Source organism: Brevundimonas sp. GW821-FHT09G01 (genome assembly GCF_059416065.1).
Window position 1 is genome coordinate 1 of the sequence record NZ_JBWKOL010000012.1, and the last position, 22,993, is coordinate 22,993.

Below are 22,993 nucleotides of genomic sequence, written 5' to 3' on the forward strand. Positions count from 1 at the left end.
CCGGCGCGCCGTCCGGCCCAGCGTCCCGCCGCCGCCCGTGCGCCCGCTCCGGCCCCGGCCGAGCCCGCCGGCGAACGCCCCTACCAGCCCGCCGCCTCCGCTCCGGCTCCGGGCGGCTCGCAGCCCCGGCAGTCGGTGCAGTAGGACCGCAACCGCGACCGAAGCATGAAAAAGGGCCGCTCCCTCGCGGGGGCGGCCCTTTCCTTAGCCGGCGCTCGGCCTCACGGGCGTTCGCAATAGACTGCGTGACCTGCGGTCGGTCTATTCGATGTCCTCGTTCAGCAGGCCGACTTCATTGAAGCCTGCGCCCTTCAGCCCGTTCATCACGCCCAGGAAGCGGTCGTAGGACACCTCGGGCTGGGCGCGCAGGAAGATGCGCTCGTCCCGGCAGGCGTCGCCCCGGCCCGCGGCGGCGCAGACGTCGGCGGCCAGGGTCGCCATCCGGGTCTGCTTGTCGCCGATCCAGAGGCCGCCGTCCTCGTGCACGCTGACATAGACCGGCTCGCGCGGCTGGCTTTCCATATCCGGCGGCGGCAGGTCCATCTTCAGCGACACCGTCGCCATCGGCGCGGCCACCATGAAGATGATCAGCAGCACCAGCATGATGTCCACGAACGGGGTGACGTTGATGTCCGCGTTCTGGTCGATCGTCGCGCCGCCGTTTCCGCCGGGGCCTGAAAGTCTCGCACCCATGGTTCAATCCTCCCTGTCAGTCCGCCGCGCCGTGCGGCGAACGGCCAAGCTCGCGCCCGGCGCCGGGCGGTTTCAGGGCGGGAAGGGGGCATGAAAAAGGGCCGCCTCCCATCGGGAAGCGGCCCCTGATCATTTGAACGGGCGTGAGGCCTATTCGATGTCTTCGTTCAGCAGGCCGACCTTGAAGAAGCCCTGGCCCTGCAGCGTGTTCATGACTTCCATGAACTGGTTGTACTTCACCTCGGCGTCGGCGCGGACGAACACGCGCTCTTCGCGGCAGTTCGGACCGCCCAAGGCGGCGCAAACGTCGGCGGGCAGGTTCGCGATCGAGGATTCCTTGTCCGCGATGTAGATGGCGCCGCTTTCCTGGATGGTGATGTACACCGGATCCTTCTGCTCGGTCGGGTTCACCGGCGGCTGCGCCGGCGGCAGGTCGAGGCGGATCGACACGGTGGCCATCGGCGCGGCGACCATGAAGATGATCAGCAGCACCAGCATGATGTCCACGAACGGCGTGACGTTGATGTCCGCGTTCTGTTCGATGGTGCCGGCCTTGCTGCCCGGTCCGGAAAGTTTGGCGCCCATAATCGGGTGTCTCCATCAGGCCCGGCGCTTGGCGCGGCGAGCGTCACTGAAAGCTTCGGTTCGTCTCTTGGCGTCCCTTAACCGGCTTGTAAAGCGGCTTCGGCCACCTTGGGGTTCCAGAGCGGCGGGTTTGCGCCGAATACCCCTGTCAGGCGAAACGATTCAGGCGGCTCAGCGCCCTTGCGCCAGCTTGAGGAAACGGTCCTTCAGCGCCGCGTCGGTCTTGAACACGCCGGTGAACCGGGTCGTCAGGGTCGAAACGTGGCGATGGTGCACGCCGCGGGTGGTCATGCACTGATGTTCGGCGTCGATCAGGATGGCCACGCCCTGCGGCGCCAGATTCGATTCGATGGCGTCGGCGATCTGGTTGGTCAGCACTTCCTGCGTCTGCAGGCGGCGCGAATAGATCTCCACGACCCGCGCCAGCTTGGAGATGCCGACCACCTTGTCGTTCGGGATGTAGGCGACGTAGGCCTTGCCGATGAAGGGGGCCATGTGGTGCTCGCAGTGGCTCTCCACCTCGATGTCGCGCAGCAGGACCATGTCGTCGTAGCCCTGCACGTCCTCGAACGTGCGGCCCAGCTCCTTGGCCGGATCGGCGTCATAGCCGTCGAACCATTCGCCGTAGGCGTCGACCACCCGTTTCGGCGTGTCGACCAGGCCCGGACGGTCGGGATCGTCGCCCGCCCACGCCAGCAGGGTGCGAACGGCCTTCAGGGCCTCTTCGCGGCTGGGGCGCTGGTCATTGTCGCCGACCAGAACGGGCTTGACGGGGGTAGAGCTCATGAGACGGTTCTCGAACGCGCGGCTTTGTAAGTCGCAAGGGACTGTTTATCAGCTTGGCGGCGTATATGGGACCGCCGGTCCGTGCCGCAAGAAAACTCTCCCGCAAAAGACTTCCTCATGCCGCTGACGATTCACGACACCCTGCACCGCGAAAAGCGCGTGTTCACGCCGCGAGACGAGACCCGGGTGACGCTCTACGTCTGCGGTCCCACGGTCTATGACTTCGCCCATATCGGCAACGCCCGCCCGCCGGTGGTGTTCGACGTTCTGGTCCGCCTGCTGCGGCGCACCTACGGCGCCGACAAGGTGATCTACGCCCGCAACGTCACCGACGTGGACGACAAGATCAATCAGAAGGCCTTCAAGGAAGGCGTGCCGATCAGCGAGATCACGGCCCGCTATGAGGCCGCCTATCTGGAGGACATGGGCCGGCTGAACGTCAGCCCGCCCGACCTGGCCCCCCACGTCACCGACCACATGGACGCCATCGTCGCCCAGATCCAGGCGATCATCGACCACGGCTGCGCCTACGCCGCAGAGGGCCATGTGCTGTTCGACGTCTCGTCCTACGAGACCTACGGCAAGCTGTCGGGCCGCAATCTGGACGACATGATCGCCGGCGCCCGCGTCGAGGTCGCCCCCTACAAGAAGAACCCGCACGACTTCGTGCTGTGGAAGCCTTCCAAGGAGAACGAGCCGTCCTGGCCGTCCCCGTGGGGCGAGGGCCGTCCCGGCTGGCATATCGAGTGCTCGGCCATGATCGAGGCCAACCTCGGCCTGCCCATCGATATCCACGGCGGCGGCATCGACCTGGTCTTCCCGCACCATGAGAACGAGATCGCCCAGGGCGTCTGCGCCCACGGCCACGCCCACGGCGCGGACGCGCACGCCGAATACAGCCGCTACTGGATGCACAACGGCTTCCTGACGCTGGACGGCGAGAAGATGTCCAAGTCGCTGGGCAACATCCTGCTGCCCCACGCCCTGCTGGAGCGGCTGCCGGGCGAGGTGATCCGCTGGGCCCTGCTCTCGGCCCACTATCGTCAGCCGCTGGACTGGAACGAGGCCCTGCTGGAGCAGAGCCGCAAGTCGCTGGACCGCCTCTACGGCGCCCTGCACCGCGCTTCGGCCATCGTGGCGGGCCCGGACTGGCTGCCCGAGGACTTCCTCAAGGCCATCGAGGACGACCTGAACACGCCGGGCGCCTTCGCCGCCCTGTTCGCCCTGTCCAGCGAGATCGAGCGCGGCATGACCGCCGGCGACCACGAGGCCGTCTCGGCCGCCAAGGGAAAGCTGCTGGCCGCCGCCGCCATTCTGGGCGTGCTCCAGAACGACCCTGCCGCATGGCTTGAAGGCGAGGTCTCCGACGATCTCCGTGTCGAGGTCGAAGCCCTGCTGGAACAGCGCGCCGCCGCACGCGCCGCCAAGGACTGGCCCGAGGCCGACCGCATCCGCGACCGCCTGAACGCGCTGAACGTTGTGGTCATGGACGGCCCGACGGGGGCGACCTGGCGGGTAAAGGGGTAGGAAAAGCGCTCTCCCTCCCCGTCCGGGGAGGGAGATTCAATTCACGTAATCCGCTTCACGCTCACCGGATCGCTCGCCGGGAACGTCTCTTCCAGGCCCTCGTCGACCAGCGCCTCCTGCCGGCTGTTCGCCTCGCGCGTCTTTTCAGCCAGCTGGTCCGGCTTGCCGTCCTCGCGGGGCGCGCGCTTGGCGTGCGGGGTCTCGGGGTCGCAGTCTTCCTGCGCCTTGTTCAGATGCTCGGTTTGACCGGTCATGTCGGCGCTCCTCAGTTTTTCGGGTGATCTTCGTCGCCGTCCGGGCCGTAGCCCAGGTCGGCGATGTCGTCGTCGGACAGGGTTTTGGCCTCCCAATGGGCGGCGCTGGCCTGGGCTCCGCGCGCATTCTCCATCAGGCCGGAATAGACCAGCTCGACCTCGTCGACACCGCGCTGGCCTTGGCTCTCGCCGTCGATCTCGTTCAGCCGCTCGCCGTCCACGCCCAGCAGGGCGTCGGCCTCGGCCTCGATGCCCGAAGCGCCCAGCTCCTCGTCCAGGTCCTCCGGTTCAGCGTCCTCGTCGAAGTCGTCCCGGTCCGCGTCGCCGTCGGCCTGTGTGACGTCGAGCACCTGATCCGCCTCGTCCAGCAGGAAGTCGCCGTCCCCCTCATCGTCGAGGTGGGTTTCGTCATAAACTTCAGACTGTTCCTGGTCGTCCTTGTAGTCGTCGAGTTCGGGCATCACGTCCTCCCTGTTCAGGGAAGACAACGCCACGGCTCAGGCGGCGTTCCAGCCATCCGCCACGACCCGGTCCAGCGCCGCCCGCATCCGGTCGATCACCTCGGGCCAGCCGTCCACCGCGCCGCGCACGAAGATCTTCACGTCGGGATAGAAGACGTAGTGGTCGGTGGTCATCAGGTGCCAGTCGTCCGGCGCCGCCACCATCCAGGTCCGGGCCCCGCTCGCGGCGGCGATATTGGTCCCGGCGATGCCCGGCCCCAGCACCACGTCGCAGGCCACCGAGAGGGCGGCCACGTCTTCCAGGTCGTCCTTCAGATTGATCGGCGGGGTCCAGATGAACACGCCCGCGGCCTCCGCCGCCGCCAGGTCCTCGGACACGTCGCCGCACTGCAGGTTGACCATCACGCAGCCCGGCGTGGTCAGGATCGGCTCCCAGCGCTGGAAGCCGGCGGCGAAGAAGGCCGCCCGCGCCCCGGTCATCACCAGGCTCTTCCAGTGCAGCCCGACCTTCAGCCCCTCGGGCAGCTTGGCCAGCTCGCCCCTCCAATAGGCGACCTTGTCGGGATCGGGCACGATGACCTGACCCGGTCCGGGGAAGCTCTCCAGCGTCGGGCGGTAAACGGCCATCAGGCTGGCGATCGGGACCCAGCAGTCCAGCTTCTGCTCCAGCTCCTCGGCGAAGGGCACGTAGCGGGTCAGGCGGCCTTCCAGCCGCACCGCCTTGTGGCCGCCGACGATCGCCCTGGGGAAGCCGCGCTGGAACAGGCCGACCATCCGCGCCTCGACGGCCAGATAGACCTGACCCTCCGGCCCCACGGCCTCGATGATGTCGTTCAGGCAGTTGGCGAAGACCAGTTCGTCGGCGATGCCCTGTTCGCCGACCACCAGCACCCGCTTGCCCCGGATGTCCTCGGTCTTGGGATCCCAGCGCGGGGCGTCGACGGCCACGTGCATGGCGTCGGGCAGGTTGGGGTCCAGGCGCACCTCATAGGCCTCGAACGCCTCGGGGATGCGGGCCTCGCCCATCAGCATCAGGGCGCGCGCCATGTTCATCATGGCGACCTCGTAGCCGTTCTCGGCGCCGGGCAGGGCGGCTTCCATGTCCTCGATGGCGCCGGCCACGTCGCCCAGCGGACGGCGGACGTTGGCGCGGTTGTAGCGCGCCTTGGCGAAGGTCGGGTCCAGCCGCAGCGCCTCCTCGAAGAAGGTCAGGGCCTCGTCCAGCCGTCCCTGGTCGTTCAGCACCGTGCCCAGGGTGTTCCACAGCACCGAACTGTCCGCTTCGATCTGCAGCAGCGGCCGCAAGGTCTCGATCGCGTCGGCGTAGCGGTTCTGGTCGCGCATCACGCAGGCCAGGTTGTTGGTCGCCTCGATATGCCCGGGATTGGCCGCCAGGAATTTCAGCAGCAGCTTCTCGGAGATGTCGAGATAGCCCAGCCGCTGCGCCAGCCGGCCCAGGTCGTGGGCGATGTCGGTGTGGTCGGGCAGCAGCTGCAGCGCCGCCTCATAGGCGTGGATGGCCGGACCGAACCGGTTCTGCTTCTCCTGGCAGATCGCCAGCACGTGCCAGGCCAGGCCGTTGGTCTCGTCCAGCTTCAGAGAGTCCAGCGCCCGCTGGGTGGCGCGGTCGAAGTCGTTGACCCGGATCGCCGCCAGCGAAAGCTTCAGCAGTTCCAGCCCCTTGCGCTGGGCCTTCACCGACCGCACGCCCGCCAGCGACTTCGACAGCCGGCTGATGGCGGCGGGGGAGGCGGCGTCGCCCGCTATGCCCTGCGCGGCCGGAGCCGGGGCGTGGGCGGAGGTGTCGTCGAGGGCGGCGGCGGACATGAAGCGACTCGGGGGCGGAGCGGATAGGCAATATGACGATGTCGGCTCACAAGAGATGGTTAACCACGACTGTTTAGCCTGCGTTGGTTCCCGGTTTTCTAAACCGTATGTCCGGGACCCAAGGGGAAGCCGCCCAGATGCCGCTCAAGCTGTCGCTCAAGCCCGGCGAGAAATTCGTCCTGAACGGGGCCGTCGTCCAGAACGGCGACCGTCGCGGCGTCCTGATTCTGCAGAACAAGGCCAGCGTCCTTCGCGAGAAGGACATCATGCAGCTGGAGGACGTCAACTCCCCGGCCAAGCGGATCTATTTCCCCGTCATGATGATGTACCTGGACGAGGCTGCGGCTCCCAAGGTCTACGACGAATTCGCGCTGCGCCTGACCGAGTTCATGGGCGTCACGCGCAACCCCGATGTGCTCGCCGACTGCGTCTCGGCCTCGCGTCACGTCATGGCGCGCGAGTACTACAAGGCGCTGATGTCGGCCCGCAAACTGGTGGATTACGAGGAAGGTCTGGCGAATGTCGCTTCAGGCGTACAAGACCGCAGCCACGCGGGCTGAGACCCCGCGCGAGACCGAGTATCGGCTGTTCGGGCAGGTGACCCGGGCGCTGATGCACGCCTCGACCGTGGACGCCTCGGACATTTCGACCCGGATCGACGCGCTCGACTGGAACCGTCGCCTGTGGTCGACCCTGGCCACGGACTGCTCCAATCCGGACAACGCCATGGACATGGGCCTGCGCGCCCAGATCATCTCGATCAGCCTGTTCGTCGGCCGTCACTCCTCCGCGATCATGCGCGGCGAGGATGATTTCGAAGCCCTGATCGACATCAACAAGATGATCATGCAGGGCCTCGCCCCCGCCCCGGCCCAGGCGGCCTGAGTTCATATCTCCCTCCCCCTTGTGGGGAGGGATGTCGACGCACAGCGACGACAGGGTGGGGGACCGTGCGGCCGCCTGTCCGTGCGGCTGTTCCCCACCCGTCCCGCTTCGCGGTCCACCCTCCCCATGAGGGGAGGGAGAGCTTCTCTCTTCCTGCCTCGCCGCCCCCGGCCAATTCTGCCGACCGGCAGCGCGCGCACGCCTTCCCTTCCAGCAATATCAACAGCTTGGACCGGCCCGGTCCTTGCGTGGGCGTGCGCGAACCAGAACCGGTTCTAAGGCCAGAAGGCCTTTCACAACCGACCAGAATGGAAGGAACTACCCGATGGTTATGTCGGTCAACACGAACGTGGGCGCGCAAGTCGCGCTCCAGAACCTGAACGCGACCAACGCCCAACTGGCGACCACGCAAAACCGGATCAACACCGGCAAGAGCGTGGCCAACGCCAAGGATAACGGCTCCATCTGGGCGATCGCCCAGGGACAACGGGCCGATATCGGGGCGCTGAACGCGGTGAAACAGTCGCTCGATCGCGGTGTCGCCGCTGTCGACGTGGCTCTGGCGGCGGGCGAGACGGTCTCTGACCTCTTGCTGCAGATGAAGGAGAAGGCTCTCGCGGCGACTGATGCGTCGCTCAAGACTGCGGCACGCGCCGCTCTGAACGAGGACTTCAAGGCCCTGCGCGACCAGATCGCCTCGGTGACCAGCAACGCTGACTTCAATGGGATCAACCTGCTGAAGACCGGCGCGACCGGTTTCTCGGCACTGGCCAACGCGCAAGGCACGGCGACCCTGACGGTCGGCGCTGAAGTCATGGCTCTGGGCAGCACGACCGTCACGGTCGCGACGACGCAATCGATCGACACCCTGACCAAGGCGAACGCGTCCCTCGCGGTCGTGTCCGCCTCCATCGACAAGGTTTCGGGCGCCCTGGCGCGTCTGGGCACCAAGTCGAAGGCTCTCACCACTCACGTGACGTTCGTCGGCAAGCTGTCGGACGCTCTCGAAGCGGGTGTGGGCAATCTGGTCGACGCCGATCTGGCGAAGGAAAGCGCCAAGCTCCAGGCCCTGCAGACGAAGCAGCAGCTGGGGGTTCAAGCGCTCTCGATCGCCAACCAGACGCCGCAACTGGTGCTTTCCCTGTTCCAGGGCTGATCACGGCAGGTTCTCGCAGGCGCCGGAGAGGGAGATCTCTCCGGCGTCTCGCGCGTCAGGCTCTAGCCGAAGAGGCCGGTCAGCCAGTGCCAGGCCTGCGGGCCCAGTCCCGTCAGCCAGTGCCAGGCCGGCAACAGGAAGGGCGACACCCACTCCCAGGCCAGCCACACCACGATGCCGCCCACGCACAGCAGGGCGATGGCGCACCAGGCGATCAGGATGGCCAGGCCGTCGCGCTGCACCAGGCCGAAGCCGAACGCGACGATGATCAGCGACGGCACCAGGTTTCCCCCCGGAATGGGCAGGACCAGGATGGTGCACAGCAGGATGCAGGCGATGCCGATCAGGACCTCCGACACCTCGCTGGTCATGATCGACAGCCGCGGGCGCGACCACCGCTCGACCTTGCGCAGCGGCGTCATCACCTTGGCGATGGCGGTGCGGTAGCCTTCGCGGTCGATGCTGCTCTTCAGCGCCCAGCGCGGCAGCCACAGCTGATCGCGGCGGATGACCAGCTGGAAGGCGATCAGCAGGATCGGCGCGCCCAGGATGGTGGTCGATCCGGGCACCGCGCCGATCACGGCGCTGACCAGGCCCAGGAACAGCATCAGGGCGCCGAAGCCGCGCTCGCCGAACGCATTGACCAGTTCCCCGAGGTACAGCTTCGGGTCGTCCTTGGCGCCGATGTCCTCGATCACCTGCGAGAAGGGGCGTGTGTCGGCCTGATAGTCGTAGTCGGGCATCGGCGACGGGCGATCCGGAGGGGTGATGAACCGATCTAGGGGGGAACCTGCTCCGACGCCACTTAACAAACCTCCATCCGGCCGGCTTGGCGACCGGATGTTGGGAACCCGTCCCGAACCGTGGCCGTTTCCGGTCATCGGGATGTTCCCGATGGGAGGATTTTCATGCGTTTCATGATTGCGTCGGCCGCGCTCACGGCCCTGACCCTGGCGGCCTGTAGCCAGGGAAGCGACACCACGGAAGGCGAGAAGGCGGGCGAGGCGGCTCGCGCGGCGGCCCCGGCCTCGATGGACGGCCCCAAACCCGGTCTGTGGCGCGTGACGACGGCCATGGCCGGCATGCCCGGCGGCGCGGCGCCGGCTCCGGTCGAGACCTGCATCACCTCCGCGACCTTCGAGGCGCCCGGCGGTTCGGCGGCGACGCCCGGCGCGACCTGCACCACCCAGCCCTTCCGCCGGGACGGCGACGCCATGGTCTCCAGCACGGTCTGCGAGATGCAGGGCGGCATGAAGTCGGAATCGGCCATCCGGGTCTCGGGCGACTTCTCCAGCCGCTACACGATGGAGGTGAAGAGCAAGACGACCGGCGCGCCGGCCCCGATGCCGGAAACCACCATGACGATGACGGCCGAACGCCTCGGCGACTGTCCGGCGGCCTGACGACCGGCGACACGGCGACGGCGGTCCCGCGGGGCGGGGCCGCCGTTTCGCTGTCCGGCTAGTGTTTGACGTGCTCGGGCTTTCCCTTGCGCTTGGTGTGCGCGAATTCCTCGAGCTGTTTCTCGGTCATCGACAGCATCGATTTCGACGCGCCCTTCAGCTTCGACTTCGGCGTGTCGCCCCGCTTGGCGGACAGGGCGGCTCCGGCGGCCTTCTGCTGGGCGGCGGATTTCGCGGGCATGGCGGGCTCCGTTTGACTACGCCAAACGGAAACACGCTATTGGTGTTGGGGTTCAAAACGCGGGGAGGGCGTCTTGAAGTTCAAATGGACAAAGAAAAATAAGGACGCCGCCCTCGTATTGGTTGGCTTGGTGCTGACCGCTGCAAGCTTGGGGACGTCGATATGGGCTATTCTAGAAGCCCGGATGGTCGCGAAAAACAGTGGCAGCCTTGATAAGGCTGACATCCGGTTTGGCTTCGGCGACCAACTCGCAGACTTCCCGGAAATGCAAGTTCTAGCGGTGATACCCGATCAATGCCGTGCGGAACCGATCCTGATGGAGTTGCCCTTTACCGTCTTTAATGCGGGCAACAAGGGGGCTCAAGAAGTCTCCGTCGTGATGACGTTTCCTCTAATAGATGGTGCCAGCCCGGTCGTGAATTCTGATATCAACGACATGATGAGAGGCGACTCTCCTCCAGTCGCTAGCGTGATGCGCACAGTTACGGACACCCCGAGCCGCAGGCATGTGTCCTATCGCGTCAGCGCGCTCTACCCCAAAATGCTGGTAGGGCTAGGTGAGCCAATTCAAGCCCCGCTCCCTGTGTCGGTCGCTGCTGACGGCATGCTCGTGACTGCCGAATACTCGCTTGAGGTCCCCCTCAACATAACCTTTGACGGCGCAAGCCTCGAAACCGGCAAACTGCATATCACGGCAGTTCGGGGAAAATACGAACCCGCCAAGCTGGCTTCGGTCATTTCGCGGCTCGCTAGCAGTCAAGCACAGGCTACCGGGACTGGAGGATGGCGAGGCTGGCTGGCGAGGCAGGTCGGATGGCTTCCTGCAACCCAAGTCTTCATCCTCACAGCGGACGAGTACGAGTGCGGGAGCGCTGATGGCTCCTTTGCCTTCACCCGAAATGTAAGAACCGCGACGGTCTCATAGCTGTAACGATCTTCCAGGTGGTCTAGGCATCGTCGATGCTGACCTGACGGACCGGGCGGTCCGACCACATCACCCCAGCAGTTCGCGCCCGATCAGGAACCGCCGGATCTCATTCGTCCCGGCGCCGATGTCGTACAGCTTGGCGTCGCGGACCAGCCGCTCGACCGGCCATTCCTTCGTATAGCCGGCGCCGCCCAGGGCCTGCACGGCCTCCAGCGACACCTTCACCGCGTTCTCGGACGCCAGCAGGATCGCGCCGGCGGCGTCATAGCGGGTCGTCTTGCCCTGGTCGCAGGCGCGGGCCACGGCGTAGACGTAGGTGCGGGCGCTGTTCAGGGCCACGTACATGTCGGCCACCTTGGCCTGCATCAGCTGGAACGAGCCGATGGCCTTGCCGAACTGCTTGCGCTCGCGGACGTAGGGCAGGACCACGTCCAGCGCCGCCTGCATGATGCCCAGCGGGCCGCCCGACAGGACGGTGCGCTCATAGTCGAGGCCCGACATCAGGACGCCGGCGCCGCCGCCGACGGGGCCCATCACGTTCTCTTCCGGGACTTCGCAGTCCTCGAACACCAGTTCGGCGGTGTCCGAGCCGCGCATGCCCATCTTGTCCAGCTTCTTGGAGACGCTGAAACCCTTCATCCCCTTCTCGATCAGGAAGGTGGTGACGCCGCCGTTGCCCTCGCCCGTGCGGGCGTAGACGACCAGGGTGTCGGCCGTCGGGGAGTTGGTGATCCAGAACTTGGTCCCGTTCAGGATGTAGCGGTCGCCCTTCTTGTCGGCGCGAGTGCGCATCGACATGACGTCCGAGCCCGATCCGGCCTCGGACATGGCCAGCGAGCCCAGGTGCTCGCCCGAGATCAGCTTGGGCAGGTATTTCGCCTTCTGCTCGGGCGTGCCCCAGCGGCGGATCTGGTTGACGCACAGGTTGGAGTGGGCGCCGTAGCTCAGGCCGATCGAGGCCGAGGCGCGCGACACCTCCTCCATCGCCACCACATGCTCGAGGTAGCCGAGGCCGAGGCCGCCGTACTCTTCCTCGACGGTGATGCCGTGCAGGCCCAGTTCGCCCATCTCGGGCCACAGGTCGCGGGCGAACTCATTCTTCTCGTCGATCTCGGCGGCGCGCGGCGCCAGGCGGTCGGCGGCCCAGCGGGCGGTGGTGTCGCGGATCGCGTCAGCGTTTTCGCCGAGGCCGAATTCCATGGATTGGGGCGCGAAGGGAATGCTCATGGCGCGGGCGTAGCACTGCCCGCGCGGGCAGGCAAAGTCAGTCCTTCTTCGTGGCCCGCACGGACAGGTTCCAGGCCGAGACGCCGACGCAGATGACGCCGATCAGGGCCAGCACCCAGGCGATGATCGTGAACTCGTTGGTCGGCAACGGATCGCTGACCGCCTTGCGGAAGGCGGCGGCCGAGGAGGCGCAGGCGAACAGGCCCAGTCCGCCCATGATCAGATAGGGGCCGGTCTCGATCAGGCTGAAGCGTTTGGCCGGGGTCGGGTCGACCTCATGGCGCAGCACGGCCAGCGGCGGCTCGTCCTCGAACAGGGCCTCGCCGGCCGCTTCCGGCGCGGCGCGCTGCTCGGGCGCCCAGGCGTCGCGGGCCGGTTCGGCGAAGTCGGCCTCGACCGCCGGGGTCAGCTCCAGCGGCGGGAAGGGCGACGGCGCGGCGGTGGCGGAGGCCGCGAAGATCGGGGCCGGCGGGAAGACGGGCGTCCGCACCGGCGTTGCGACAGGCTCGGGCTCGGGTTCAGGCGCAGGTTCGGACGCGGCCGTGACGTCAGGCTCGGGTTCCGGCGCGGGTTCAGGCGCGGGCTCCGGCTCGGCAGGGGCCGTCGGCGCTGCGGTCGGGAAACCGGGCAGGGGGCCGATGATGGCGGCGGCGTAGGGGGAATAGCGCTGCGACTGGGCGATGGCCGTCGGCGGCGGCGGCGTCCACACCTGTCCCTGCGACTGCCACACGGTGGGCAGGGGCAGGACGCGGGGCGCTTCGACCACGGGGGGCTGGGGTTCCGGTTCGGGCTCCGGCGCGACGTCCGCTTCCGGCGCTTCCAGCGCGGTCGGGGTCTCGCCCAGCAGGGAGGCCACGGCGGCGGCCCGGCTCGCGTTCGGATCGACCTGCGGTTCCGATTCCGGCTCCGCGACGGGCGGCGGCGGCAAGGGCGCGGTCAGCAGGTCGGACAGCAGCACCGGCGAGGCGGGATCGGCCACGAACAGGGCGCGTTCGGCGGCGCGGCGGCGCAGGGCGGTGTCGGCCGACGGGGTCTCGGGCCAGCCGACCAGGGCGTCCGCCGCCTCTCCGGCGTGGCCGGCGTTCAGTCGTTCCAGCACGTCCGAGCCCAGGAAGCGGTCCACGCCCACCGACACGGCGAAACTGGCCAGGGCGTCGAACTGGTGCTGGTTCAGGACGGTCTCGACCTGTTCGTTCAGCGCCTTGACCACTGGCATCAGGTCGTATTGCAGCAGCAGTTCGGCGTCCTGCTCGCCCACCGTCAGCCCCTCGCGGGCCGAGGCGGTGTGGCCGTAGCCGATCACCCAGCGGCCGTCCTCGCGCTGCACGGCGCGCGACCGGAAGCTCTCGAAGCTCTTGATGAGCACCATCCCCGCGCGGGAGACCTTCAGACGGGGCCTGTTCGTGTCGAGCACAGGGGTTTGTTCCAGATCGGGACGGACGCTTCCGCTTGCGGGAACAGCCCGCAAGAGCCGCGCCGCGCGCTGTCGTCACATCAGGACGATGGTCGCCAGGCCCAGGAAGATCAGGAAACCAAAGAAATCCGTCGTCGCTGTGACGAAGACGGCGGAAGACACCGCCGGGTCGAATTTGAATTTCGACAGGGTCAGCGGCGTCAGCACTCCCACGGTCGCCGCCACCAGCAGGTTCAGCACCATGGCCGCCGCGATCACCAGGCCGATCCGCCAGTCCTCGTCCCGGAACCAGAAGGCCGTCGCCAGACCGATCAGCGGAGCCAGCACCAGGCCGTTGGCGAAGCCGACGATCAGTTCGCGCCAGAAGGTGCGCGGGGCGTTGGAGCTGTTCAGCTCGCGGGTGGCCAGGGCGCGCACGGTCACCGTCAGGGCCTGGGTCCCGGCGTTGCCGCCGATGGCCGAGACGATGGGCATCAGGATGGCCAGGGCCACGATGTGCTGGATGGTGCCCTCGAACCAGCCGATGACGCTGGCGCCCAGGGTGGCGGTGGCCAGGTTGATGGCCAGCCAGGGCACGCGGCTGCGCACGATCTCGGGCACGGACGAGCCGCGGTCCTCGTCGGCCACGCCGGCCAGGCGCAGGATGTCCTCGCGGTTCTCTTCCTGAATGATGTTGACGATGTCATCGACGGTGATCTGGCCCACCAGACGCCCCGCGACATCGATCACCGGGGCCGAGATCAGGTGGTATTTCTCGAAGATGTAGGCGACTTCTTCCTGGTCCTGATCGACGGTGATCTCGTTGATCGGCCCCATGATCTCGGTCAGCGTCATGGCGCGCGGGCTGCGCAGCAGCTGGCTGACCGGGACGCCGCCGACGGGGCGGTTCAGCGGATCGACCACATAGATGTCGAAGAACAGCTCGGGCAGCTCCTCGCCCTGCTTGCGGATGTGGTCGATGGTGTCGCCGACGTTCCAGAACTGGGGCGCGGCCATCACCTCGCGCTGCATCAGGCGGCCGGCGGAGTCCTCGGCGTAGCCCAGCGAGCTTTCGATCGCGGCGCGATCGACCTCGGGCATGGCCGCCAGCACCTTCTCGCGCTGGTCGTCCTCCAGATCCTCGACCACCGCGGCGGCGTCGTCGGAGTCCAGTTCCTGCAGCGCCTCCGCCAGGGTCAGGTGCGGAACGCGTTCCAGCACCTCCTCGCGGATGCCGTCGTCCAGTTCGGGCAGGGTGTCGGCCAGCAGTTCGGGCGGTAGCCAGACGACCACCATGGCCCGGTGCTGTTCGGTCAGGAAGCCCATCAGGTCGGCCACGTCGGCCGGGTGCAGGTCTTCCAGCAGCGAGCGCAGCTTCAGGCCGTCGCCGTCGTCGGCGGCGTCGACCACCTTCTCGACGAAGCCCGGCGTCAGGACATAGTCCTCATCCAGGGCGATGTGTTCGATGTCGTCTTCGACGGGCGGCAGGGGGGCGGTTGCGGTGGTGCTCACGCGGCGGCCTCCCTTCGATCTGTCAGATCAGCATCTAGCCGATGATTCGCCCTTGGGGGCGGCTCAAAACCATCCCCGTCCGAAGTGGCGGCCGGTCCCTTGGTAGGGGGACATGTGGCCAAAAATCGATGGTGCGGTCGAGAAGACTCGAACTTCCACGGGTTGCCCCACAGCGACCTCAACGCTGCGCGTCTACCAATTCCGCCACGACCGCTCGCATCGGAGGGCGGCTGATAGCGGAGAGAATGGGGAAAGGGAAGGGGGGGAGAAGGCAGTAGGGAGTAGGCAGTAGGCAGTAGGGGCGATCGAGCCAGCTTCAGCGGTTCGGATGATCTCGGAGTTTTCCAATGAGAGCCTTGAGCATCCGGCCAATTTCTTCGGCCTGATCAAGGATGGACTGGATGGATCCGACGGGCGTCACCCCGACCCTTTCGGCGAGAAGGAGATGGGTCTCGAGCTCTTTAAGCGAGCCTTGGGAGATGCGGAGGAAGTTGATGTAAGCCTGCTTCGAAGCGCGCCCGTAGCCCTCGGCGATATTGGCGGCGATGGAGGCTGCGGCGCGGCGACTCTGCGAGGTCAGGCCAAACAGTTCGTCGCGAGGATAGTTACGCGTCAGTTGGTAGGTCGCGGCGGCCACATCCATGGCGCGCTGCCAGACGATCAGATCGCGGTAGCTCTGAACCTCGGACAATTCGCTTCCTTTCCAGGGACGCGCTGTATCCTACTGCCTACTGCCTACTGCCTACTGCCTACTGCCTACTGCCTACTGCCTCAGGCCGCCCCCGCCATGAAATCGTACACATCCGCCGCCCGGGTCACGGTGATGGCGATGCGATCCTCGCGGATCTCGATCTCGCCGCGTGCGACCGGGTGGTTGTTGGCCAGGATCCAGACCTCGTCGTGCTCCGAGGCATCAAGCGGAATCACCGCCCCCCGGCCCATGCGAAGCAGCTGGCTCATGGGCAGCACGGAGCGCCCCAGGACGACCGAGATCTCGACATCGACGGCTTCGATCTGGCTCACGGGGGACTCTGATACTGAAGAGGACAGGGCGGGGTGGTCTTGCATGGGGCTCCCGATCCCCACATTGGGGGCGACATGCTTTCCCAGTCCTTAAGCGAAACCGTATCAAAGCTGGCCCGGACCGACGGTCGGGCCGTCGAATGGGCGCGTTCGGACGGCTACGTCGACTATCCCGCCGCCGTCGAGGCCATGGAGGCCCGCGCCGCCGCCATCGCGGCGGGCGAGGCGCCCGAGCTGATCTGGCTGCTGGAGCATCCGCCGCTCTACACGGCGGGCGTCTCGTCCAGGGACGGCGACCTGCTCGACGCCGGGCGCTTCCCGGTCCACCGCAGCGGGCGGGGCGGGCAGTTCACCTACCACGGCCCCGGCCAGCGGGTGGCCTATGTGATGCTGGACCTGAGCGCGCGCGGCAAGGACGTCCGCGCCTTCGTCCGCGGCCTGGAGCAGTGGATCATCGGCGCCCTTAATGAGTTCAACGTCGCCGCCGACGTGCGCGAGGGCCGCGTCGGCGTCTGGGTCGAGCGCAGGGGTCCCGGCTGGTCGCGCGAGGACAAGATCGCCGCCATCGGCGTCAAGGTCCGCAAATGGGTCAGCTTCCACGGCGTCAGCCTGAACGTGGAGCCCGACCTGGATCATTTCGGCGGCATCGTGCCGTGCGGAATCCAGGAGCACGGGGTCACCAGCCTGGTCGACGTGGGCGTCCCGGCCACGATGGACGAGGCCGACGAGGCCCTTCGGGTGAGCTTCCGGCGGGTGTTCGGAGAGGTCCAGCCGGGGCGGGCTCCTGTCTGAGCGGAACCCGGGCGCGGCCGGTCACCGGCCGAGACGGCTGTGCCTTGCACCAGACTGAATCGTGGCCGGTTCAGCGGCCGGCGCCGGCGCGGGTTTCAGCGTCACGCCCTTGAGCCAGAGCTTGAGCGCCTCCCAGTGGATGGCGGCGACCACCTTCAGGGTCAAAAGGGGGATCGCCATGACGGCGGACAACAGGGCGCCGTCCGTCAGGGGGCGCCGCTTGCCGGACATCGCGGCTGTAATCATCAGTCCCTGCGCGTCGAACCCGCCGATGGTCAGTAGCAGCCGCTCGTCCGGAACACGGCCCCTGAACTCGTAGTCCATCTCCATGCCCAGGAAGGGCGAGACATGCAGCGCCTTCGCCGCGCACTGCGAAATCCGGCCGGCGGCCTGATCGGCGGCGGGAACGGGGATCAGATAGGCGTGCCGGACGCCGAACGTGCTGGTGACCTCATAGATCATCGCGGCCAGCCGACCGTCGGGGTGATGGCAGTAGAACAGGCTGATCGGGTTGAAGACGTAGCCGAGCACGCGCGGCATGGTCAGAAGCCGGATCGGGCCGCCGCCGGTGTCTATCCCCGCGCGGGCCAGCAGCGCTTCGACCTGGACCCGAAGGGCCGTGTTCGAGCCGTCGCCATGGTCGCGGTCATGAAAGGACAGGAGATTGAACCGGTTGCGCGAGAACAGCGCCATGCGCTGGTCCAGCCGATCGATCTCCGACAGGTCGAGCAGCAGCCAGAACACGCGGTACGCCAGCCTGTGCGCCCTCGGTCGGAGGCGCTGATGCGCGACCTCTCCGCGGTAGAGGGCGGAGGCCTCGCTCATGCGGCGTTCTCGAAGGCGACGGAGGGGGCCGGGGTCAGATGGATGCGGCCGCTCTCGTTCGGGACGGTCCATGGCCGGCGGACGCCGCCCAACTGCTCCGCGACCGCGAGGCCGGACTGCAGGCCGTCTTCATGGAAGCCGGCCCCGAAATGCGCGCCGCAGAACCAGACCCCGCCCTGGCCCTGCAGGCTCCACAGCGACTTCTGCGCGCGAACGGCGGCCGGGTCGAAGATGGGATGCTCGAACACCTCGGTGCGGAGCAGGGTGTCGGGGCGGGGCGGTCGCGGCGGGTTGAGGGTGACGAACAGGTCCCGCCCCGGCAGTCCCTGCAGCCGGTTCATCCAGTAGGTGACGCAAAGTCCGCCATCGACGCCGATGTAGTTCCACGCGGCCCAGGCGCGTCGGCGGCGGGGCATCAGGCTGGCGTCGGAATGCAGGACGGTGAGGTTGCGGCTGTAGCGGAACGCGCCGAGCAGGGCGCGCTCGTCCTCGGTCGGCTGGTCCAGCAGCGCCAGGGCCTGATCGGCGTGCGTTCCGATCACGACGTGGTCGAACCGGGCGACGCCGCCATGAATGTCGCGCACCTCGACGCCCTGCTCCAGCCGCCGGACATGGGTCGCCTGCCGGCCCAGCCGCACGCCTTCGCCGAGCGCGCGCGCCATGGCCGCGACGTACGCCCGGCTGCCCCCGCACACCGTTCGCCAGACGGGCCGGCCGACAAGCTTCAGCAGGCCGTGGTTCTGGCAGAACCGCAGGAAGGACTCCGCCGGATAGTCCATCAGCGTATGCGCCGGGGAGGACCAGATCGCCGCCGCCATCGGCAGAAGGTGATCGTCGCGGAAGGCCTCGCTGAACCCCTCTCGCTTCAGATAGTCGCCCAGGGTCAGGTCGGAGCCGTTCAGCGCCTCGATCTGCGCCGGGGCGTCGCGATAGAAGCGCATGACTTCGCCCAGCATCGTCCAGAACCGCGGGCGGAATGCGTTGCGCCGCTGTGCGAACAGGGCCGGGGCGGCGTACTCGAAACGGCCCTGGTCCAGCGACACGGCGAAGGACATGTCGGTCGGCCGGCTCTGCACGCCCAGATGATCGAACAGGGCGATCAGGTTGGGGTAGGTCGCCTCGTTGAAGACGATGAAACCCATGTCGACCGGAACCGGAGCATCGCTTGCCCCGTCCACCTCGACGGTATGCGAATGCCCGCCCAGGCGATCCTCGCGCTCGTAGACCACCACCTCATGCCGCCGGGACAGGAGCCATGCGCACGACAGGGCCGAAACGCCGGAGCCGATGACCGCGATGCGGAGCCGGCGATCAGGGTCGAGGGACGCGGGGTTATGTGACATGCAGACTCCGACGGGGAAATCGGCTTCGATACGTCGAGGCCTCGCCATCGGATGTCGTGATCCAGTTCGACCGGTGCGGCGTATCAGGACCCATGTATGGACACGCGGCCGAACTGCAGGCGGAACGGAGCTTGGTGAGAGCGCGGACGGATGAGCATGCCCGACTGATCCAGGCCGTCGCCGCCGATCGCGACCGCGAGGCCTTCTCGCGGCTGTTCGAATACTTCGCGCCGCGGCTGAAGGCCTACCTGATGCGCTCCGGCGCGCCCGCCGGCGCCGCGGAGGACTTCGCCCAGGACGCCATGCTGACGGTCTGGCGAAAGGCCGATCTGTTCGATCCGTCCCGCGCCGGCGCGGCGACCTGGATCTTCACCATTGCGCGCAATCGCCGCCTCGACGTTCTGCGCCGCGAAGGCCGTGAGGCGGGACTGCCCGAGTTCGATCTGCGGCCCGATGAGCCCCAACGCCCGGACGACCTGTTGACCGAGGCCGACGAGGCCGCGCGGTTGAACCAGGCGATGCGCCGGCTGTCACCCGACGAGATCGCCGTGCTGCGTCTCGCCTTCTTCAAGGGTGACGCCCACTCCGAAATCTCTCACGCCCTGAACCTTCCCCTGGGCACCGTCAAATCACGCATCCGCAAGGCCATGATCAAGTTGAGACTGATACTCGAGCCCGTCAGGGGGCAGGAATGAACGCGTTGCGTCATACCGTTTCCGATGAGCGTCTTCTCGCCTACGCCGCCGGCGGCCTGAGCCCGCCGGAAGCCGTGGTCGTGGCCGCGCATCTGTCGTTCCGCTCTGAAACCGCCGCGTTCGCACGCCGGCTGCAGGCGGTGGGGGGGCGGTTCCTGGATGACATGGAGCCGGAGCCGATGAGCGGCAGCGCCCTCGCCGCGGTGCTGGCGCGCACAGAGGTCGATGCGGGCGCGGCCCTGGCCCCGCCGCCGCTGAACGACATGCCCCAACTGCCCGAACCCTTGCGCAGGCTGCCCCTCGGTCCCTGGCGATGGATGGGCCCGGGGGTGAGGGTGCGTGACGTGCACGGGCCGCGGGCGGGGAATTGCCGGGTCATCCTGCTGGAAATCCAGCCGGGCCGCGCCACGCCCAAACACACCCATGGCGGGGTGGAACTGACCTGCGTGCTGGCCGGCGCCTACGCGACCGAGACCGAGCGGTTCGACGTCGGCGATCTCGAGGAGGCCGACAGCCAGACCGTGCACCAGCCGCGGGTCGTTTCGGACGAGCCGTGCCTGTGCGTCGCCGCGCTGGACGGCCAGATCCTGCTCGACGGCTGGCTCGGAAAGCTGCTGCAGCCGTTCGTGCGGCTGTAGGCGGGCATCCGTTCGCGGCCCTGGGGCGTAGGTCAGGAGACTATCGGAGGTCTAATGCCGATCCTTCTCGTCTGCGCCGCGTCGATCGCTTCCCTGTCGGTCGCCTGGCTGATCGTGCGTCGAACCGGAGACGGCGGTTGGACCGATGTGATCTGGGCGCTTTCGGTCGGACTGATCGGCGGCGCGGCCGCGTTATGGCCCGCGCCCGACGCGGCTCCGGCACGGCAGGGACTGGTCGCGCTGCTGATCGGCTTCTGGGCGTTGAGGCTCGGCGGCTATCTGGCGGTGCGAACCGCGGGCGCCTCGGCCCCGGATCCCCGCTACGAGGACTTCAAGAAGGGTTGGGGCGGCTGGGGGCTCAAGGCCTGGGGCTTCCTGATGATCCAGGCGGCGACGGTCGTGGTGCTGGCGGTCTCCATCCGGGCGGCGGCGACGCGACCGGGCCCCGGGCTCGACTGGCGGGACGGGTTGGCGGGGTGTGTCGTCCTCGTCGCCGTCGCGGGCGAGGCCCTCGCCGACCGTCAGATGGCTGTGTTCCGCCGGGAGTCCTCCAACAGGGGCAAGGTCGCCGACACCGGCCTGTGGGGCTGGTCCCGGCACCCGAACTATTTCTTCGAGTGGACGGTCTGGCTGGCCTGGCCGGTCATGGCGTTCGACCCCGGCCATCCCGCGAGCTGGCTGACGCTGCCGGCGGCCATCCTGATGTGGTGGCTGCTCAATCACGTCAGCGGCGTGCCCATGCTGGAGGCCCAGATGCTGAAGACGCGTCCCGAGGCCTACCGCGCCTACCAGGCCCGCGTCTCCCGGTTCCTGCCCCTGCCTCCGCGATCGCGATGAACCCGGCGCCGGAGGCGCAGGGTTACTCCGCCGTCGCCGGGGCGGGCCTGCCGCCGCCCGCCAGGGCCGATTGACCCAGGATGACGATCGACAGGGCGGTGGTGGCGGCGGCGATCGTCACCCAGAAGCCGGCGCGGGCCCCATACAGGTCCACGATCGAGCCCGAGACGAAGGCGCCCAGGGCCATGCCGATGCCGATGCCGGTCATCACCCAGGTCACGCCTTCGGTCAGGACTTCGGCCGGGACGCGGCGCTCGATCAGTCCAAAGGCCGTGATGAAGGTCGGCGAGATGGCGACGCCGCTGAGGAAGATGGTCGCGGCCAGCAGCCAGACGCTGTCGGCCAGCAGCAACGGCACGGACGTCAGCAGCAGGACCCCCAGGGCGGCCAGCAGCTGGCGGTGCAGCGGAGCCTTGAGGTTCAGCGCCCCGATGATCAGGCCGACGGCGAACGACCCCAGGGCATAGACGCCGATCACCAGGCTGGCGGCGCCGGGCTGGTTCAGCTCGCGGGTCAGGGCGACGGTGCTGACCTCGGCGGTGGCGAAGATGGCGCCGACGAAGATCAGGGCCAGGGTGATGATCTGAACCGGCCGCCGCGTGATGGCCGAGCGGTGCGCGACGCCCTCCGATCCCCGGACCGGCGGTTCGGTGCCGCGCTGGACCACGAAGGCGGTCATGCCCAGGGCCAGGGCCAGCGTCGAGGCGACCAGTCCCGCCTCGGGGAACAGGGCGACCGACAGGCCGACAGAGAGCGAGGCCCCGGCGATGTAGACCAGTTCGTCGGCGGCGGATTCGAAGGCGAAGGCCGTGTTCAGCTCGGGCCGGTCGCGGAACAGCTCCGTCCAGCGGGCCCGGACCATGGCCGGAATGCTGGGCATGGCGGCGGCCAGGAAGGCGAAGACGAACAGGGTCCAGACTGGCCAGCGCTGGTGCGTCGCCAGGATCAGCCCGATGAAGGCCAGGACCGCGACCGCGGCCGTGGGGATCAGCAGCCGGCTCTGTCCGAAGCGATCGACCAGGCGCGAGATCTGCGGCGCGGCCAGGGCGTTGGTCAGGGTGAAGACGGCGGCGACCGCCCCGGCCAGCCAATAGGCGCCGTGGGTCTGGGCCAGCATGGTGACGATGCCGATGGGCGCCATGGCGATGGGCAGGCGGGCGACGAAGCCCGCCGAAGCGAAGCCCGCCGCCCCGGGCGCGCTGAAGATGACTCGATAGGGATTGGCCATTGGGGAACCGCTTCGATGTGATTACATACGTCTCGTATGTGAGCGAAGTGGTTACATACGCGCCGTATGTCAACGCAATGGAGAAGACTTTTGTCGGCAGGCTCCGTGATCAAGCCGAAACCCCGGGCCGAACGGCTCGCGGCGACCCGCGCGACCCTCATCGCCGCGGCGCGCCGAGCCTTTGGCGAGAAGGGCTACGCCGAGGCGTCGATGGACGATTTCACGGCCGAGGCCGGGCTCACCCGCGGCGCGCTCTACCACCACTTCGGAGACAAGAAGGGGCTGCTGATGGCGGTGATCCTTCAGATCGATTCCGAAATGGCGACGCGCCTGAACGCGATCTCCGCCGCCGCGTCGGACCGCTGGCAGGGCTTCGTCGACGAGAACGTGGGCTACATCGAGATGGCGCTGGAGCCCGAGATCCAGCGCATCGTGCTGCGCGACGGCCCGGCGGTGCTCGGCGACCCGTCCCAATGGCCCAACAACGACGGCTGCATCGCCGCCATCAGCGCCAGCGTGCAGCGGCTGAAGAGCGAGGGTCTGGTCAGGGACGTCGATGCCGAGGCCGCCGCCCGACTGATCTGCGGGGCCTCGACCTATGCGGCCCAGTGGATCGCCAACGCCGACGATCCGGCGGCCACCGCAAGGCGGGCCATTCCGGCGTTCCAGGCCCTGATGGAAGGCCTGCTGCGCGGGGCGTAGGGCGCCGTCGGGATCAACGGAGCCGTTGCGGC

At 67.8% G+C, this 22,993-nt stretch carries 27 protein-coding genes and 1 tRNA gene; 11 read left to right on the plus strand and 17 right to left on the minus strand.

Features of this window, described 5'->3' with window-relative positions:
- Window positions 1–261: 261 nt before the first annotated feature.
- The 3 genes from AC07NB_RS16565 to folE all read right to left on the minus strand — a co-directional run bounded on the left by AC07NB_RS16565 (window position 262) and on the right by folE (window position 2,064).
- On the minus strand, window positions 262–693 hold the full coding sequence (locus tag AC07NB_RS16565; RefSeq protein WP_494572360.1) for a biopolymer transporter ExbD: 432 nt from the start codon (window positions 691–693) through the stop codon (window positions 262–264).
- A 150-nt stretch (window positions 694–843) separates the two neighbouring features.
- Window positions 844–1,278 carry an ExbD/TolR family protein gene (locus AC07NB_RS16570; RefSeq protein WP_291832454.1) on the minus strand — a complete coding sequence of 145 codons (435 nt, stop codon included), beginning with the start codon at window positions 1,276–1,278 and terminating at the stop codon, window positions 844–846.
- Between the two features lie 171 nt (window positions 1,279–1,449).
- Window positions 1,450–2,064, minus strand: a complete 615-nt coding sequence (folE, locus tag AC07NB_RS16575; RefSeq protein ID WP_494572361.1) for a GTP cyclohydrolase I FolE — start codon at window positions 2,062–2,064, stop codon at window positions 1,450–1,452.
- A 117-nt stretch (window positions 2,065–2,181) separates the two neighbouring features.
- Here folE and cysS point away from each other — a divergent pair, with 117 nt between their 5' ends.
- The gene (gene cysS, locus AC07NB_RS16580; protein ID WP_492313663.1) at window positions 2,182–3,591 is read left to right on the plus strand and encodes a cysteine--tRNA ligase; all 1,410 of its coding nucleotides are present in this window, start codon (window positions 2,182–2,184) and stop codon (window positions 3,589–3,591) included.
- Window positions 3,592–3,632: 41 nt separating this feature from the next.
- Here cysS and AC07NB_RS16585 read toward each other — a convergent pair whose 3' ends face one another.
- Genes AC07NB_RS16585 through AC07NB_RS16595 form a run of 3 tightly spaced genes read right to left on the minus strand, consistent with a single transcriptional unit; the run spans window position 3,633 to window position 6,133 of the window.
- Window positions 3,633–3,845: a hypothetical protein gene (locus AC07NB_RS16585; protein WP_492313662.1), complete on the minus strand. Its 213-nt coding sequence runs from the start codon at window positions 3,843–3,845 to the stop codon at window positions 3,633–3,635.
- Window positions 3,846–3,856: 11 nt separating this feature from the next.
- Window positions 3,857–4,306, minus strand: a complete 450-nt coding sequence (locus AC07NB_RS16590) for a hypothetical protein (RefSeq protein WP_291832461.1) — start codon at window positions 4,304–4,306, stop codon at window positions 3,857–3,859.
- Between the two features lie 36 nt (window positions 4,307–4,342).
- A complete protein-coding gene (locus tag AC07NB_RS16595; RefSeq protein ID WP_494572362.1) occupies window positions 4,343–6,133 on the minus strand; it encodes a tetratricopeptide repeat protein in 1,791 nt (596 codons plus the stop codon).
- Between the two features lie 137 nt (window positions 6,134–6,270).
- On the opposite strand from AC07NB_RS16595, the gene flbT reads away from it, so the two are divergent.
- From flbT to AC07NB_RS16610, 3 genes are all read left to right on the plus strand, one after another.
- Window positions 6,271–6,693, plus strand: a complete 423-nt coding sequence (flbT, locus tag AC07NB_RS16600) for a flagellar biosynthesis repressor FlbT (RefSeq protein WP_291832511.1) — start codon at window positions 6,271–6,273, stop codon at window positions 6,691–6,693.
- Entirely contained in the window at window positions 6,653–7,018 is a 366-nt protein-coding gene (gene flaF, locus AC07NB_RS16605; RefSeq protein ID WP_291832465.1) for a flagellar biosynthesis regulator FlaF, read from the plus strand. The genes flbT and flaF overlap by 41 nt, the downstream gene beginning before the upstream one ends.
- Window positions 7,019–7,343: 325 nt before the next feature.
- Entirely contained in the window at window positions 7,344–8,174 is an 831-nt protein-coding gene (locus AC07NB_RS16610; protein WP_291832514.1) for a flagellin, read from the plus strand.
- Window positions 8,175–8,236: 62 nt separating this feature from the next.
- Here AC07NB_RS16610 and AC07NB_RS16615 read toward each other — a convergent pair whose 3' ends face one another.
- Complete coding sequence (locus AC07NB_RS16615) at window positions 8,237–8,917, minus strand: exopolysaccharide biosynthesis protein (protein ID WP_492313660.1); 681 nt, start codon at window positions 8,915–8,917, stop codon at window positions 8,237–8,239.
- Between the two features lie 165 nt (window positions 8,918–9,082).
- Between AC07NB_RS16615 and AC07NB_RS16620 the strand changes: the two genes are divergently transcribed.
- On the plus strand, window positions 9,083–9,577 hold the full coding sequence (locus tag AC07NB_RS16620) for a DUF3617 domain-containing protein (RefSeq protein ID WP_494572363.1): 495 nt from the start codon (window positions 9,083–9,085) through the stop codon (window positions 9,575–9,577).
- A gap of 58 nt (window positions 9,578–9,635) precedes the next feature.
- Here AC07NB_RS16620 and AC07NB_RS16625 read toward each other — a convergent pair whose 3' ends face one another.
- A complete protein-coding gene (locus AC07NB_RS16625) occupies window positions 9,636–9,818 on the minus strand; it encodes a DUF3008 family protein (protein ID WP_494572364.1) in 183 nt (60 codons plus the stop codon).
- Window positions 9,819–9,891: 73 nt separating this feature from the next.
- Here AC07NB_RS16625 and AC07NB_RS16630 point away from each other — a divergent pair, with 73 nt between their 5' ends.
- On the plus strand, window positions 9,892–10,743 hold the full coding sequence (locus tag AC07NB_RS16630; RefSeq protein WP_494572365.1) for a hypothetical protein: 852 nt from the start codon (window positions 9,892–9,894) through the stop codon (window positions 10,741–10,743).
- A 69-nt stretch (window positions 10,744–10,812) separates the two neighbouring features.
- On the opposite strand, the gene AC07NB_RS16635 is transcribed toward AC07NB_RS16630, so the two are convergent.
- The 6 genes from AC07NB_RS16635 to AC07NB_RS16660 all read right to left on the minus strand — a co-directional run bounded on the left by AC07NB_RS16635 (window position 10,813) and on the right by AC07NB_RS16660 (window position 15,901).
- Window positions 10,813–11,973, minus strand: a complete 1,161-nt coding sequence (locus tag AC07NB_RS16635) for an isovaleryl-CoA dehydrogenase (protein WP_492313657.1) — start codon at window positions 11,971–11,973, stop codon at window positions 10,813–10,815.
- Window positions 11,974–12,010: 37 nt separating this feature from the next.
- Window positions 12,011–13,342 carry a lysozyme gene (locus tag AC07NB_RS16640; protein WP_494572366.1) on the minus strand — a complete coding sequence of 444 codons (1,332 nt, stop codon included), beginning with the start codon at window positions 13,340–13,342 and terminating at the stop codon, window positions 12,011–12,013.
- A 120-nt stretch (window positions 13,343–13,462) separates the two neighbouring features.
- Window positions 13,463–14,878 (minus strand): magnesium transporter, encoded by a 1,416-nt coding sequence (gene mgtE, locus AC07NB_RS16645; RefSeq protein WP_291832479.1) that lies wholly within the window; start codon window positions 14,876–14,878, stop codon window positions 13,463–13,465.
- A gap of 129 nt (window positions 14,879–15,007) precedes the next feature.
- Window positions 15,008–15,092, minus strand: a tRNA-Leu gene (locus AC07NB_RS16650).
- 102 nt (window positions 15,093–15,194) lie between these two features.
- Window positions 15,195–15,569: a four helix bundle protein gene (locus AC07NB_RS16655; RefSeq protein ID WP_494572367.1), complete on the minus strand. Its 375-nt coding sequence runs from the start codon at window positions 15,567–15,569 to the stop codon at window positions 15,195–15,197.
- Window positions 15,570–15,649: 80 nt separating this feature from the next.
- On the minus strand, window positions 15,650–15,901 hold the full coding sequence (locus tag AC07NB_RS16660) for a FliM/FliN family flagellar motor switch protein (protein WP_291832481.1): 252 nt from the start codon (window positions 15,899–15,901) through the stop codon (window positions 15,650–15,652).
- 75 nt (window positions 15,902–15,976) lie between these two features.
- On the opposite strand from AC07NB_RS16660, the gene lipB reads away from it, so the two are divergent.
- Window positions 15,977–16,693, plus strand: coding sequence for a lipoyl(octanoyl) transferase LipB (lipB, locus tag AC07NB_RS16665; RefSeq protein ID WP_494572368.1), 717 nt, complete (start codon window positions 15,977–15,979; stop codon window positions 16,691–16,693).
- Between the two features lie 21 nt (window positions 16,694–16,714).
- Here the strand turns inward: lipB and AC07NB_RS16670 are convergent, their stop codons facing one another.
- Window positions 16,715–17,518: a DUF1365 domain-containing protein gene (locus AC07NB_RS16670; RefSeq protein ID WP_494572369.1), complete on the minus strand. Its 804-nt coding sequence runs from the start codon at window positions 17,516–17,518 to the stop codon at window positions 16,715–16,717.
- On the minus strand, window positions 17,515–18,861 hold the full coding sequence (locus AC07NB_RS16675) for an NAD(P)/FAD-dependent oxidoreductase (RefSeq protein ID WP_494572370.1): 1,347 nt from the start codon (window positions 18,859–18,861) through the stop codon (window positions 17,515–17,517). The genes AC07NB_RS16670 and AC07NB_RS16675 overlap by 4 nt, the downstream gene beginning before the upstream one ends.
- A 134-nt stretch (window positions 18,862–18,995) precedes the next feature.
- On the opposite strand from AC07NB_RS16675, the gene AC07NB_RS16680 reads away from it, so the two are divergent.
- The 3 genes from AC07NB_RS16680 to AC07NB_RS16690 are packed head-to-tail and all read left to right on the plus strand — an operon-like array spanning window position 18,996 to window position 21,031.
- A complete protein-coding gene (locus AC07NB_RS16680; RefSeq protein WP_291832488.1) occupies window positions 18,996–19,556 on the plus strand; it encodes a sigma-70 family RNA polymerase sigma factor in 561 nt (186 codons plus the stop codon).
- Window positions 19,553–20,194: a cadmium/peroxide/UV radiation responsive anti-sigma factor ChrR gene (gene chrR, locus AC07NB_RS16685; RefSeq protein WP_494572371.1), complete on the plus strand. Its 642-nt coding sequence runs from the start codon at window positions 19,553–19,555 to the stop codon at window positions 20,192–20,194. Before AC07NB_RS16680 ends, chrR begins: the two co-directional genes overlap by 4 nt.
- Before the next feature lie 54 nt (window positions 20,195–20,248).
- Complete coding sequence (locus AC07NB_RS16690) at window positions 20,249–21,031, plus strand: DUF1295 domain-containing protein (RefSeq protein ID WP_494572372.1); 783 nt, start codon at window positions 20,249–20,251, stop codon at window positions 21,029–21,031.
- 22 nt (window positions 21,032–21,053) lie between these two features.
- Here the strand turns inward: AC07NB_RS16690 and AC07NB_RS16695 are convergent, their stop codons facing one another.
- Window positions 21,054–22,259: an MFS transporter gene (locus tag AC07NB_RS16695; RefSeq protein ID WP_494572373.1), complete on the minus strand. Its 1,206-nt coding sequence runs from the start codon at window positions 22,257–22,259 to the stop codon at window positions 21,054–21,056.
- Window positions 22,260–22,349: 90 nt separating this feature from the next.
- Here AC07NB_RS16695 and AC07NB_RS16700 point away from each other — a divergent pair, with 90 nt between their 5' ends.
- Complete coding sequence (locus AC07NB_RS16700) at window positions 22,350–22,961, plus strand: TetR/AcrR family transcriptional regulator (protein WP_492313648.1); 612 nt, start codon at window positions 22,350–22,352, stop codon at window positions 22,959–22,961.
- The last annotated feature ends 32 nt before the right edge of the window (window positions 22,962–22,993 follow it).

Coding starts and splice junctions, on each gene's coding strand:
- AC07NB_RS16565 (WP_494572360.1), bottom strand. CDS start 693: ATGGGTGCGAGACTTTCAGGCCCCGGCGGAAACGGCGGCGCGACGATC.
- AC07NB_RS16570 (WP_291832454.1), bottom strand. CDS start 1,278: ATGGGCGCCAAACTTTCCGGACCGGGCAGCAAGGCCGGCACCATCGAA.
- folE (WP_494572361.1), bottom strand. CDS start 2,064: ATGAGCTCTACCCCCGTCAAGCCCGTTCTGGTCGGCGACAATGACCAG.
- cysS (WP_492313663.1), top strand. CDS start 2,182: ATGCCGCTGACGATTCACGACACCCTGCACCGCGAAAAGCGCGTGTTC.
- AC07NB_RS16585 (WP_492313662.1), bottom strand. CDS start 3,845: ATGACCGGTCAAACCGAGCATCTGAACAAGGCGCAGGAAGACTGCGAC.
- AC07NB_RS16590 (WP_291832461.1), bottom strand. CDS start 4,306: ATGCCCGAACTCGACGACTACAAGGACGACCAGGAACAGTCTGAAGTT.
- AC07NB_RS16595 (WP_494572362.1), bottom strand. CDS start 6,133: ATGTCCGCCGCCGCCCTCGACGACACCTCCGCCCACGCCCCGGCTCCG.
- flbT (WP_291832511.1), top strand. CDS start 6,271: ATGCCGCTCAAGCTGTCGCTCAAGCCCGGCGAGAAATTCGTCCTGAAC.
- flaF (WP_291832465.1), top strand. CDS start 6,653: ATGTCGCTTCAGGCGTACAAGACCGCAGCCACGCGGGCTGAGACCCCG.
- AC07NB_RS16610 (WP_291832514.1), top strand. CDS start 7,344: ATGGTTATGTCGGTCAACACGAACGTGGGCGCGCAAGTCGCGCTCCAG.
- AC07NB_RS16615 (WP_492313660.1), bottom strand. CDS start 8,917: ATGCCCGACTACGACTATCAGGCCGACACACGCCCCTTCTCGCAGGTG.
- AC07NB_RS16620 (WP_494572363.1), top strand. CDS start 9,083: ATGCGTTTCATGATTGCGTCGGCCGCGCTCACGGCCCTGACCCTGGCG.
- AC07NB_RS16625 (WP_494572364.1), bottom strand. CDS start 9,818: ATGCCCGCGAAATCCGCCGCCCAGCAGAAGGCCGCCGGAGCCGCCCTG.
- AC07NB_RS16635 (WP_492313657.1), bottom strand. CDS start 11,973: ATGAGCATTCCCTTCGCGCCCCAATCCATGGAATTCGGCCTCGGCGAA.
- AC07NB_RS16640 (WP_494572366.1), bottom strand. CDS start 13,342: ATGGTGCTCATCAAGAGCTTCGAGAGCTTCCGGTCGCGCGCCGTGCAG.
- lipB (WP_494572368.1), top strand. CDS start 15,977: ATGCTTTCCCAGTCCTTAAGCGAAACCGTATCAAAGCTGGCCCGGACC.
- AC07NB_RS16670 (WP_494572369.1), bottom strand. CDS start 17,518: ATGAGCGAGGCCTCCGCCCTCTACCGCGGAGAGGTCGCGCATCAGCGC.
- AC07NB_RS16675 (WP_494572370.1), bottom strand. CDS start 18,861: ATGTCACATAACCCCGCGTCCCTCGACCCTGATCGCCGGCTCCGCATC.
- chrR (WP_494572371.1), top strand. CDS start 19,553: ATGAACGCGTTGCGTCATACCGTTTCCGATGAGCGTCTTCTCGCCTAC.
- AC07NB_RS16690 (WP_494572372.1), top strand. CDS start 20,249: ATGCCGATCCTTCTCGTCTGCGCCGCGTCGATCGCTTCCCTGTCGGTC.
- AC07NB_RS16695 (WP_494572373.1), bottom strand. CDS start 22,259: ATGGCCAATCCCTATCGAGTCATCTTCAGCGCGCCCGGGGCGGCGGGC.